11 protein-coding genes and 1 pseudogene are annotated in these 12,412 nt (G+C 38.0%); 5 read left to right on the top strand and 7 right to left on the bottom strand.

The genetic code is table 11. The features are described from left to right. Positions 1 to 62: 62 nt before the first annotated feature. Both DD657_RS05750 and DD657_RS05755 read right to left on the bottom strand, forming a co-directional pair. Positions 63 to 1,574, bottom strand: coding sequence for an argonaute/piwi family protein (locus tag DD657_RS05750; RefSeq protein WP_287048963.1), 1,512 nt, complete (start codon positions 1,572 to 1,574; stop codon positions 63 to 65). 85 nt (positions 1,575 to 1,659) lie between these two features. Then, positions 1,660 to 2,949 carry a toll/interleukin-1 receptor domain-containing protein gene (locus tag DD657_RS05755; protein ID WP_287048964.1) on the bottom strand — a complete coding sequence of 430 codons (1,290 nt, stop codon included), beginning with the start codon at positions 2,947 to 2,949 and terminating at the stop codon, positions 1,660 to 1,662. A 540-nt stretch (positions 2,950 to 3,489) separates the two neighbouring features. Between DD657_RS05755 and DD657_RS05760 the strand changes: the two are divergent. The 3 genes and pseudogenes from DD657_RS05760 to DD657_RS05770 form a co-directional block, all read left to right on the top strand. Then, a pseudogene (locus tag DD657_RS05760) lies at positions 3,490 to 3,750 on the top strand (AraC family transcriptional regulator); the annotation flags it as partial. Between the two features lie 198 nt (positions 3,751 to 3,948). Then, the gene (locus tag DD657_RS05765) at positions 3,949 to 4,848 is read left to right on the top strand and encodes a helix-turn-helix domain-containing protein (protein WP_287048966.1); all 900 of its coding nucleotides are present in this window, start codon (positions 3,949 to 3,951) and stop codon (positions 4,846 to 4,848) included. Between the two features lie 11 nt (positions 4,849 to 4,859). Beyond that, positions 4,860 to 5,759, top strand: a complete 900-nt coding sequence (locus tag DD657_RS05770; RefSeq protein ID WP_118773786.1) for a helix-turn-helix domain-containing protein — start codon at positions 4,860 to 4,862, stop codon at positions 5,757 to 5,759. 201 nt (positions 5,760 to 5,960) lie between these two features. On the opposite strand, the gene DD657_RS05775 is transcribed toward DD657_RS05770, so the two are convergent. Further along, entirely contained in the window at positions 5,961 to 6,131 is a 171-nt protein-coding gene (locus DD657_RS05775) for a hypothetical protein (protein WP_287048967.1), read from the bottom strand. A gap of 475 nt (positions 6,132 to 6,606) precedes the next feature. Here DD657_RS05775 and DD657_RS05780 point away from each other — a divergent pair, with 475 nt between their 5' ends. Continuing rightward, positions 6,607 to 7,746, top strand: a complete 1,140-nt coding sequence (locus DD657_RS05780; RefSeq protein WP_287048969.1) for an acyltransferase family protein — start codon at positions 6,607 to 6,609, stop codon at positions 7,744 to 7,746. A 337-nt stretch (positions 7,747 to 8,083) separates the two neighbouring features. Here DD657_RS05780 and DD657_RS05785 read toward each other — a convergent pair whose 3' ends face one another. Further along, the gene (locus DD657_RS05785; protein WP_287048971.1) at positions 8,084 to 8,509 is read right to left on the bottom strand and encodes a SecDF P1 head subdomain-containing protein; all 426 of its coding nucleotides are present in this window, start codon (positions 8,507 to 8,509) and stop codon (positions 8,084 to 8,086) included. A 276-nt stretch (positions 8,510 to 8,785) separates the two neighbouring features. Between DD657_RS05785 and DD657_RS05790 the strand changes: the two genes are divergently transcribed. Then, the gene (locus tag DD657_RS05790; RefSeq protein WP_287048973.1) at positions 8,786 to 9,685 is read left to right on the top strand and encodes an NAD(P)-dependent oxidoreductase; all 900 of its coding nucleotides are present in this window, start codon (positions 8,786 to 8,788) and stop codon (positions 9,683 to 9,685) included. 100 nt (positions 9,686 to 9,785) lie between these two features. On the opposite strand, the gene creD is transcribed toward DD657_RS05790, so the two are convergent. The 3 genes from creD to DD657_RS05805 form a co-directional block, all read right to left on the bottom strand. Continuing rightward, positions 9,786 to 11,111 (bottom strand): cell envelope integrity protein CreD, encoded by a 1,326-nt coding sequence (gene creD / locus DD657_RS05795; RefSeq protein WP_235837402.1) that lies wholly within the window; start codon positions 11,109 to 11,111, stop codon positions 9,786 to 9,788. Between the two features lie 122 nt (positions 11,112 to 11,233). Continuing rightward, entirely contained in the window at positions 11,234 to 11,539 is a 306-nt protein-coding gene (locus tag DD657_RS05800; protein WP_021987341.1) for a winged helix-turn-helix domain-containing protein, read from the bottom strand. An 11-nt stretch (positions 11,540 to 11,550) separates the two neighbouring features. Next, entirely contained in the window at positions 11,551 to 12,201 is a 651-nt protein-coding gene (locus tag DD657_RS05805) for a hypothetical protein (protein ID WP_287048976.1), read from the bottom strand. Positions 12,202 to 12,412: the final 211 nt, after the last annotated feature.

Genomic DNA, 12,412 nt, shown 5'->3' on the forward strand with positions numbered 1-12,412 from the left:
CATTTGATGTTGATTTATTGGATTACGCACCTGCCTTTCTTAAATTCGATCCATATATTATATTATATATAATGTTTGAAAGGCAGAATGCCTGTTTTTATATTTTTCCCAGCTGTTAAGATTTCACCAATTGAATCTGCAAATTTTAAGGTAACTGGTACACCATCTCCGTAAATACATGCATTATAATTTAGCTTGGTTAAGCTTAAAATATCTTTGCATACAGTATCAATATCGGACTGGCCTCTCACTATATCAATTTCAATAGGGTTAGGTGTTTCTAATCCCAATTGTGTTTGAAAACGCGGAACAAAACCTTTTGTCCAGAGAAATGCTTTGGTTTCGTCATATTGAAGCATAGTTCCTCGAGGCACACAATATTGATATTGTCTGTATAGTTTGAACGTATTATTTTCACGAATTCTTACACCAATAATTTTGCATTTGTTATTGGCTGCCTCTTCAAAACCTTCCCATTCACTATCATCAAAATAAGTTTTAGCATGAATGAAAATTTCATTTGGATAACAATCGAATCTATCAAAATAAGAATCCAGAGATTGGGAAATAATTTCAAAGGCGTCTTGTTTTGATAAATGAAATTCTCTTTTTTTCGGATTCCACCAAGGTCCTACATTTCCTCGAAAAATCATTCCATCGCCGGAGTCAAGAAACATTTGAGCGGCACAACAAGCATTTTTATTAGAGGAATTTAATTCCGTCTTTTTATAAACTAACCCTAAATAGCATACTCCTTTTCTTACGTCACCTAACTTCCATGGTAGACCACCTAATTTGTAATATAGTGCAGTTGCAATATTCCATGCTTTGGCCGTATCAAATTTTTTCTCGTTTTCAATCTGTTGAGGAGTGAAAAAATCTTCATAGGCAATTTTACTTTCTCTGATTATCTGTGTTACGATTTTTGATGAGAGAATTTTAGCTTTTAATTGGTTATGAAAATTTACTTCAAATTGATACGCTTCTTTTAATTCATCCTCATCTTTTTGAAAAAATAAGCTTAATTGCTGCGAATTTCTTTCTTTAGGTTTTAATCCAATATTAATATTATTTTCATCTTTGGGAATTTTCGACGTGGGTCTGCCATATTTGTAAATAGATTCTGGTATAATTACGAGCCATAAATCTACAGGCATTTCTTCTTTATCAGCATATAATTTTAATTTATCTACATATAAATTGACCAATTTATGAACTCTTTGATATGAATCAGTATATCTTAGATATTCCTCAATACTTTCTTCTTTCACATCAAGTTGAGGAATATTTTCAAAATTTACATATATATCAAAAATAGTTTCTAAACCAGGGAAATTAGGGCGAGCAATAACTCTGTCAGAATTAATAATTGGTGAGTGTAACTTTCGTAAATACTTTATTGCTTTATCACGCAGATTTTTAGGACCTATAATTCCTAAGTTTCTTTGCCCCTTTATTTTATTATGATCAAATGGACCAAATAACATTAAACCGTCCCTGGGATCAATAGCTTTTTGTTTATTACCAAAAGTTAATAAAGGCTCTGTTATATATTTTAAGATAGGTTCAATCATTATTGATTTCTATAAGTTCATCTGAGTAATTTTCAATTCGGTCACTATCCATTCTTGATTTGGGATCATTGTATCCAATTTCACTTCAAAACGTTTCAGGCCATTCTTTCATTTTAAAGAATGTATCAGAAACTTTAATCTTTATTTCATGCTCTGGATCTTTTAAATTTTGAAGCATAGCTAACAATAAATCTCTCCACTCTTCGTTAAAAAAGCGTTTCCCTTTTTTTCTTCTGTATGCATGGGCTTTTTTATCATCATTAATAGTGTTAAAGCCATCTGTTGTAAATATTAGATGGGATTTTAAAGAGAAACCGAGAAAAGGAGATAAAATAGGGCGAAAAGATAAGGCATAATGCCAATAGCCAACTCCTGTCATAGTACCAATTACAGCTTTTCTTTTTTCTTTGTTTGAATAAGGATAAACGAATTTTATTGGCTTTATTTTTTCATATATAGGAAGAAAGTATGCAGGCTGTTTATTCGACATTTCATATTTCCATAGTCCACGTTTCCGCAATATCGCTGTAATAATTATAAACAATAATCTTTTAAAGTGATTTTGTACGTCATTATGAGAAGGAAAATTTTCAGATTCAAAGCCGTCTAAAATGTTAGAGAGCGAATAAGAATAGATATTTTCAGGCAAGACTTGAAACTTTTCATTTTCTCTTTCTATTTCAAAACAAAGATTTTTATTGAAGGTAGATAGTATATTTGATAATAGACTTATTGGAGTATCTGGATTTATTTTTCTTATAGCATCTGCTTGAGCTGCATTAGAAAATTTGTATATATAAAATTCATTAGGAATTTCATCGACTTGCCACCAAGAAGTATAAAATAATTCATGTTTATTGGAAATTATTTTACATTTTGAAATATAGTTATTTTCATACCATTCTGAAAAACTTGATATTTGTTCTGAATCTGTTTTGGGAACATCATCCCTTTCTAATTTTTTTAATAATTGTTTTAAACCTTCGGCCCAACTGTAATCAAAGGGGATATGATTTAACCTGTTTGCCCCAATAAAAGCATTATAAGGAGCTTCTGAATCTATATGTAAAGGTATTATAAAATCTTTTATTGTTTTGTCTTTTGCAACACTTTCAGCATAGCTAATTTCCTTATAAATACCGTCTTTTAAATTGCCGTCTTTATCACAGATATTTTTAGAATAAACCCAAAGTACTTTGATTGTATTATCTCTTATTACATTTTGAATAGTTAGCCAAAAATGTTCTCCGCCTAATAAGCCATTTTTGTCAATCCATGTTTTATATCCTAACATTTCTAATCTTGAAGCGAGCCAAATGGCAAATTCATTATCTTCAGGTGTTGCATGGCTAATAAACAAAACATCTCTTTCCATAATTTCTTTTATTGAATTTGAAATTCATCTCTTCTACAAAAATAGCCAATTGTGTTTAATATGAAATAGATTTGATTATGATCTCTAAAATAAATTATATTTTTCCATTATATATTAAGTTTGTATGTAGTAAAATTATATTTAATTTTCTCTATGTGCTGGAATATAGTTTGGTGGATTTGTAAAAAGTCGGTCAAAGTCCGATAAAAAATTGTGGCTTTTTCATGGCTATATTGGAAGTTTAATGTGTAACTATTTTATAAACAAATGATTATGTGTTAGGTTAAAACCCCAGCTGGATCACAAAAACCGTGTCAAAATCGGTCAATACTTATTGTAAAACCTGTAATATTAAGACATTACAGGTTTTTTGTGTCTTTTGTCAAGCCGTCGCAGTCTTTTTATATTGACAATTTAAGCTTAAAAAGGTCACTTATCCGTCCACTATCCGTCCACGTACTTTTCGCCTTTTTTGTCCCAGATGACGTGGACGGGAAAAAGGCATATGACTGCATAACTCCTGCATTGTCTAAGGGGTAAATCATCAAACTTGATTTAATAGCTCAGTATAATAAGTGTACGGGCTTGAAGTATTGCATCCGTTGGTTGCAGTTGTCGATTTGCCGAAGGCAACGCGTTTTCCGGCTCGCGTCGTATTGAATTTTGGTGTGTATGCTTTACCTGAAGCAAACCAAATGCGGGGATTTATGCTATGGAAAACAGATTTACGATTATCAGGAAGGAACAGTGACAAGTTTTGCGCCGGGACAGGTAGTTGAGAAGATGGCAGAAGGAGTAAGATTTGGGAGACTTTATGAAGAAAGAAACCGGAAGAGATGTAAAATCTGTAAATGGGGTAAGTATATCTGTAATTGGGGTTGTGGAAAAATGAAAATAATACTTTAATTTTGTTATTGGAAAATTATAGGATATGGGTTGAAAAAGCTGTGAATGCACTGTATTTGTACATATCTCTGCTTTAATTAGATATTTACGTTTATGGATGAAATTATTAATTTAACCAGTGTCGACCAGTACAATTCTTTGTATGGTTTTGAAACGTTACACCCTTTGGTATCTGTTGCAGACCTTCGGAAAGCTACCAAATCGCTTAATAATGTTCAGTTGAATTACGGTTTATATGCCGTTTTTCTGAAATTGTATAAGAGTTGTGATATCCGTTACGGACGCAGGAAGTATGATTATCAGGACGGAACCATCGTCTGTTTTGCTCCCGATCAGTCTGTTTCCATCACTAATTCGGAAGGAGCTTCACAGCCGGTGCTCGGTTTGGTGTTTCATCCCGATCTGATACGTGGTACAACGCTCGGAAAGAATATCAAGCAGTACGGCTTTTTTTCTTATGCCGTTAATGAGGCGTTACATTTGTCCGAACAGGAAAAAAGTATTGTTATAGATTGCTTAAAAAATATTCAATTGGAATTGACTCATGCGATTGATAAACACAGTAAGTCGTTGATTGCAACGAATGTTGAATTATTGCTTAATTATTGTATGCGTTTTTATGAGCGTCAGTTTATTACTCGTGAAAATGAGAGTCATGATGTTTTGACAAAATTCGAGGAATTGCTTGACGAATATTTCAGTAGTAATGTTCCGGAATCTGATGGTTTGCCTACCGTAAAGTATTTTGCCGGTAAAATCTGTCTTTCTCCTAACTATTTCGGTGATATGGTAAAGAAAATCACCGGGAAGACAGCGCAAGAGCACATTCAGGAAAAGGTAATTGATTTTGCCAAAGAACGCATCCTCGGTACGGAAGAAACTGTCAGTCAGATAGCCTATTCGTTGGGTTTTCAATATCCGCAACACTTTTCCCGTTTGTTTAAGAAGCGCGTAGGATGTACTCCTAACGAATATCGTGTACAGACCGAATGATTGTTTTTAGAATGAAAGGGAATACGTTAGACATAAAAACGGTATGCGAGTGTAATCAATGTCTGGGAAATAAGACTTTACATCCACAGGTAAGTATTATCAATCTGGAGAAACCCGATTTAGGACAAGATGCTGTGAAATTTGAGTTTTACGCCGTCCTGTTGATAGAAGATTGCCCGGGTGGTTGTAATTGTTGTGGGCGCAAGTATTATGATTATTCCAACGCTACAATGGTGTTTCTCGCGCCCGGAGAGATTTTTCGTATGAGTGAGACCGGCGCATTACCCGATAAAGGATGGCTTTTGGCATTTCATCCCGACCTGTTGTTTCGTACTTCATTGAAAAATCATATTAAAAGTTATACTTTTTTTGCTTACGATAAAGAAGAAGCATTGCATTTGTCACAGCGTGAAACGTCCAAAGTTGTATGCTGTCTTGAAAATATAGAAGAAGAACTTCACCATGCTATCGATACGCATAGCAGTACCATTTTGTCGCGTCATATCGAATTGTTACTGGATTATTGCGCCCGCTTCTACGAGCGTCAGTTTATTACCCGGGAAACCAAAAACAAAGCTATTTTGGAAAAACTGGAAAAATTGCTCAATGACTATATGGTTTCCGGTAGATTACAGAGAGGAGAACAGCCGGCATCTGAGTACTTTGCCGGAGATTTGAATCTGTCGGTTGCCTATTTTAATGACGTGTTGAAGTTTGAAACCGGTAAGACACTGACGGAATATTTTCAGTTTAAACGGTTGGATATTGCCAAAAGGCTACTGTTGAAAGCAGGCACCACACCTGCTGCCGTATCGTGCCAGTTAGGGTTTCCCAGCGTGCAGTATTTCAGTTTGATATTTAAGAAAATAACGGGAATATCACCCAGTGAATACCGATATTCGCAAAATTGAAAGACGGAAGAGGGGCAGCCTCTTCCGTTTTTACTGACTGTATCGTAGATGACTAATTTCAGAGGTTACCTGATCTTACATTGAATCTGGTACCGGTATTTTAATGTCGTTGTTTAATTTTACTGCTTTATAGTAGGGCAGTCAGGGGTTGTGTCGGCCGAGAGTTCTCCGCTTTGGGACGCAGCTTCGGCATAGGCTGCATCATTGGCCGATATATAATTTAGCATACTGTACGTTGGCATTTCCGACCGGAAATGCACTTAAGTTCTGAGGAATTTTTTCTTTTTTCATATCCTGTGCATTTAACGGATTTGTTGCATGAAACAACAGTGCCATTGCTGTTGTTGCCATTATTGTTCTTTTCGTTTTCATTTGAGTAACTGATTGATTTTCTATCGGATATTTCAGAATTACGGCGTTTTGATTGTAATAGGAGTAGATAAATTACGGATTGTCCTACCCATATACAGGTGGTTTTCAGATTGTCGGTATGTGTCTCTCATAACAGAAATGACGAAGAAAATTGTGTTTTTAAATTCCGGGTTATTAATTTAATAATTGGCGGTATTTCTTTTAAAATTCAGCCGGGATAAATAGCGGATATAAAATGTGTTTTATTCCTGTCTTGTCTATAAGTTTAAATTTTCGTTAAATTATATTTTTCTTTGGCGTTTGCACGTTCAGGATTTTATTGATAGTTTTACAGTTGTGTCTATTCTAAATCGGTGGTATACATAATTATTTTATATTTGGTAATTAAAACGAATCATTTTAACAGCAGGAAAAGGCACTTTTTTATAATAACTTTTATTTTTTAAACAGGAGCTGAAATTATTACTGTCTATTCATGTTAAAAACACAATTTTCTTCCGCAGCTTTTGCAGATACAAAACCACATTACGCTATTCTCGACGGATTACGTGGTGTGGCTGCTATTATGGTCGTATGGTTTCATATATTCGAAGCTTATGCAACAAGTCATTTAGATCAGAAAATCAATCACGGTTATCTGGCAGTAGATTTCTTTTTTATCTTGTCCGGTTTCGTTATCGGTTATGCTTATGACGACCGGTGGAAAACAATGACTGCCAAGGATTTCATCAAACGCAGAATCATACGTCTTCATCCTATGGTTGTCATGGGGGCTGTTATCGGAGCGATTGTGTTTTATTTTCAGGGATGTCCGGTATGGGATGTTGCAAAAGTTACAGTGGGTGCCTTGTTTGTGGCGACATTTATCAATGCCCTTTTAATACCGGCTACGCCCGGTACTGAAATCCGGGGTTTGGGGGAAATGTATCCTTTGAACGGCCCGAGCTGGTCTTTGTTTTTCGAGTATATCGGAAATATTCTGTATGCCTTGTTTATCCGTAAATTTTCTACAGCAATGCTTGCTTTGTTGGTGGTTGTTGCCGGATCTGCATTGGCTGTTTTTAGCATATTCGGTCCTTATGGGGATATTTGTGCCGGATTTTCGCTGACAGGAATCGAGTTTACGGGAGGATTTTTTCGTTTGCTATACTCTTTTTCTGCCGGTTTGCTTTTATTCCGTATGTTTAAACCGACCCATATAAAAGGGGCATTTTGGATATGCAGTTTGGCTGTCATTGTTCTGTTGGCTGTTCCGCGCCTGGGGGGAGCCGGACATTTATGGATGAACGGCTTATACGATACGATTTGTTTTGCACTGTTATTCCCCCTTATCGTCTATTTGGGAGCTTCCGGCAAGATTACCGATAGATATACGAAACGGGTATGTAAATTTCTGGGAGATATATCCTATCCTTTGTATATGGTGCATTATCCTTTTATCTATCTGTACTATGCATGGGTTAAAAATGAAGAACTTACATTCGGGGAATCATTATACGGAGCTTTGGCGGTAGTTATAGGGAGTATGCTTTTAGCTTATATTTGCCTGAAATTGTATGACGAACCTGTTCGCAAATATTTGGCCGGGTGGTTTTTGAAAGCTAGGAACCGATGATTTTTGTAATTTATTGAACATGTGAAATGTAATCGGGGTAGACATCCCGGCCGGAACATAAAATAAGATAGGAAAACTTCTGAAATTCAAATGATTTCAGAAGTTTTTAATTGTAAATACAAGGCTTTTTCTTTTTCAGCAAAGGCGGTCGGTTTAATAGCACAATTGCCCCGTCCCTGTGATTTTACTTTTTGTCATGTTTTATTTATCGGTTTCCGCAGCCTGCATCAGGCAGAACTTTGGGTTGATCATATGCTTATGTGTGCTGTTTGTAATTTATTTATCAACAGCGTCATTTGGGTATGAGATTTATTTCTTTGTGATTGGCCGGGGAATCTTATTTCATTTCTTTTTTCAGTTGTTCGAAGATGGCGAGTATTTTTTCTCTGTCTTCGATCAGTTCGGGAGAAGATATTAAAAAATTGCCGTTTTCGATTTTCATGTTTACCTGTGGAGCGGTGATGATTTTACCATTGTAGAGAAAGCCTATTTGTTTGCCTGTTGCTTTTTCGGTGGCGTCAGCCCAGGTTTTGATTTTGTCGGCTTTTACTTTTCCGGTGAGTACGTAAGTCATGGTATTTTCCGTGTTGAGCAGGGAGTCGATCCGTAGCATTTCGAAATCGGCGACCGTGACGATCGGGGAAGGATCGAATGCGTTTGTCCGGCTGTCGGTAATGAAGTACCAGCCGTTTGCATCCTGTTTATTTGCTCCGTTTGCAAGTAAGGTACAGCATATACTTAAAATCAGATAAATTGTTTTCATATTGAGGTGTTTTATGTGGATAATTGTATGGTCTGCTTTGGGCGTGATCGGGTAAATGGGGTTGTGTTGTCTCTGATTTACATCTTCCGTGAGGGATACGAACCTGTGTATTGAAACAAAGGTAATTATTATTTTAATTTTTGGAAAAGTATATGGATATGTGTTGATATTTAAATCGGTTGTGGTGTGTTATGCATAGGATTTAACCGTATATTTGTTTTCGGAAGCGATAGGGAAAATTCAGAAAATCATATAAAGTTAAAAGAGAGTTCGGGTATGTTTAAAAAAATAGTAGTAATCGACGACACCGGATTGAGGCCGTGGGCTTTGGAACGTTTGTCCGCTTTAGCAAAAAACGTGATATGTTATGATGATATACCGGCGGATGAGGAGGAGGCGATATCCCGGATCGGGGATGCGGATGGTGTATTGGTTTCGTATAATACGAGGATCGGGCGGCAGATAATTGAAGCTTGTTTCGGGATAAAATATATCGGGATGTGTTGTTCGCTATACAGTGAGGAAAGTGCTAATGTGGATATTGCTGCGGCACGGGAGAGGGGAATTGTGGTGTCGGGAATACGGGATTACGGAGACGAAGGTGTGGTGGAATATGTGATAAGCGGGCTGGTTCGTTTATTGCATGGTTTCGGTGAGCATCAATGGAAAAGGGAAGCATTGGAACTGACGGGGCAGAAAGTTGGAATTATCGGGTTGGGGCGTACTGGAAAGATGATCGGCGATGCACTCCGTTTTCTGGGGGCTGAGGTGTCTTATTTCGGACGGAATCGAAAGCGGGAAGCCGAGAAGGAAGGATATACTTATTATCCGTTGGCTGAACTTTTACGACGTTCGGATATCGTATGTACCTGCCTGCCGCGGAATACGTTTATCCTGGGAGATGCTGAGTTTATGAATTTGGGTAAGGAAAAGATATTGGTTAATACGTCGGTAGGGCCTACGGCTTTTTTGCCTGATCTGTTGAAGTGGTTACGGAGTGATGTACGTAATTTTTACCTGTGTGACGGTGTCGGAATCGGGGCATACGCCGATGCATTGGCTGAATTCGATAATGTACTTTATACGCCTAAAGTGGCCGGGCATTCGGCACAGTGTATGGAGCGGCTTTCGCAAAAGGTAATTACCAATATCGAGTCGTTTTTGACTGTTTCGTAGAGAGAAAACAGGCTGTGTTCAGACGGAGACCGTCATGCCCGCAATAGAAAATGAAGGGGCAGAAAGAAAAATTTTATTTTCTTTCTGCCCCTTGTTCTTTTTAATTGGGAGAAGATGTATTCCAGTTGATTTTTTGAGAGTAGTACATAATAACGGCCAGAATAACAAAGAGTCCGAGGCTGCCTGAGAGTAAGGCGTAGGTTTCCATCCGGATGAGTACAAAGATATAAGTGTATAGCAGTGCCAGCAGGCCTCCGATAGTGAAGGCCGTTTTTCGGATTTTTAGTATTCCGATGAGATACAGTGTGATCAGAATAATAGTCATCAGTGCAGAGATCAGATAGGCCGGGGTAAATCCCAGGTGCTCGGAGATAGCGATCAGTAAGGTGTAGAACAGGCAAAGAGCCGATCCGATTAACAGGTATTGAAAGGGATGGATGTGTTTTTTTTGCATTACCTCGACGAAGAAACTGACAACAAACGTGAGGATGATGATAAGTGAGGCATATTTTACCGAACGCATGGATTGTTGGTATTGCTGTACCGGCAGTAATAATTCGGTGCCGAAGACGGCTAATTCCTCGGAAGTGAGAGTACGATTACCACTGAAGGTTTGCGGGTAGTTGCGGTTGAGATGTAATATCTGCCAGTCGGCCGTAAAACCGGTGTCTGTGACTTCTCTGTTTTCCGGGAGGAAAGCTCCGCAGAAACTGGGCGTATTACAGTTGGAGTTGATTTTTATGTTTGTGATTTTTCCGAAGGGAGCGAATTTTAAAGATTGTGAGCCTTTGAGATGAATCTTGATACTGAAATCAACCGTATCTCCGGGCTGTAGATAGCGGTTTAGCGGTAATGGAACGGATATTCCGGAGGGTAGGATCGAATTGGCTGGAAGGCCGGGATTGAGCGGAAGTGTTTCGTTTCCCCATTTTACTTCAGGTTGTCTGCTGATACCCCGGAGGTCGGATAAACCGATATTGAGGCTGGCATGTCCGGTAAACAGATTGCCGGCAGCAATATCGTTGCTGAAGTCTTTGGGAAGAATGAATTTGCCTTTCAATTCCAAGGGGGTTTTATAGACGACAATTTCGTATAATCCTCTGTTTAGCTTTTCGGTTTCGATATTGCCTGTAATTTCCAGGCTTTCCGGCAAGATGTGGAGATTATTTGCTACGGTTACAATTTTTCTTTTACTTTCACCGTTTTCATAAGTAATGTCTTCCCGTTTTTCATAGTAGGGAATACTGATAAACGGACCGACGACCTGCTGTGCACTGCTCCACTTTTCCTGTACCTCATTGCCGGCTTCATAGGCGGTGTATTGACGTTCGGTGATCAGTCCCCGGATCATCGCCAGCGGAATGAGCAAAAGCAGTATTAAGGCTCCGATCAAAATGATCTTTATCGATAGAGCATTACGTTGCATGAAATTCGGATGTGTTGATTTGTCTCGGTTTGAAATTGGGATTTGTGTTTCCATAATCTTATTTATTGTGTTGTTAAAAGTACTTTGAAATTCAAAGTTTAAAAGTAAAAAATATATGTATTTTATTGATCTATTTGGTTTTTTAAAAAGTTTTCGAGAGCTGTCAGATGTTTTTTAAAAGCTTCACGGCCTTCCGGGGTTACGGAGAATGTCGTATTGGGTTTACGTCCTATAAATTGTTTAAGACTCCGGATGTAACCCAATTCTTCCAGACTCCGGGTATGGCTGGCCAGATTGCCGTCGGTCAGTTCGAGTAGGTTTTTAAGCGACACAAAGTCAATTGTCTCGTTGACCATTAAAACGGACATGATTCCGAGGCGGGCTTTACTTTCAAAGGCTTTGTTTATATCTTCTAAGTTTAATTTCATGTGCTGTGTGTTCAGGCCACGGAGGCAGCTTGTTTTTCAAATTTGAAATGGAACCAGATGCCGTAGATGATGTGGAATATTCCGAAACCTACTGTCCAGAATAATAGTGCATATCCTTCTATAAAGCTGTCGGCCAATCCCAGGGCCAGTTCTGTATAACCTAAATAACGGGTGTTGGAATAAGTGTAGTTTGAGGCATTGATCAGTGCTATACCATAAAATATCAGCATGATGGATGAAGTTAGTCCGTAGTGTTGCTGGTATAACATGGCCAGACAAAAGATACCGCCGGCAGTCAATGGCAGAAAAAAGTTCCATAGTAATCTTTTGGCTGTCCGGTCGAGTCCGAAAGGACTGTTGTTTTTCAGTGCCTTATGACGGCACATGAGTATGACGGTAAGGAGGCAAATTCCGATCAGAATGGCGGCAAAAATCAATAGAATCCGTAGCCGGCCCGGGGTATTTATTTGTAATATGGGTATGGAAGAAGTTTCCGACAGGGGAGATATTCCGCCCAATATGTAGTAAGCGATAATGGCTGCGAGACAGGAATACAGACCGATGACGATGGCTGATGCACCGTTCAGCGACACAAAACGGGAAGATTTTTCCATCATCTTCCGGATGTCATTTAAGGTATCGAGGGCTTCTTGATTGTTCATATTAAAAGTACTTTGTTTTGCAAAGTTAAATATATTTTTAATATATAGGTAAAAAAAGAGAAAAAAATTACTGATTGCTATTCCGATTGAGTAAGAGTAGAGAAAGGTGCGGGGGAATCTGCTTATTAGTATCATGGGTGACATCCGGATGAATATGAATGGTTGCTATGGAAAGAGGACGTGATTTTCTGCAACGGTTTGCAGGAATTTT

It is taken from the genome of Culturomica sp. (assembly GCF_003524185.1).
Classification (GTDB): domain Bacteria; phylum Bacteroidota; class Bacteroidia; order Bacteroidales; family Marinifilaceae; genus Culturomica; species Culturomica massiliensis.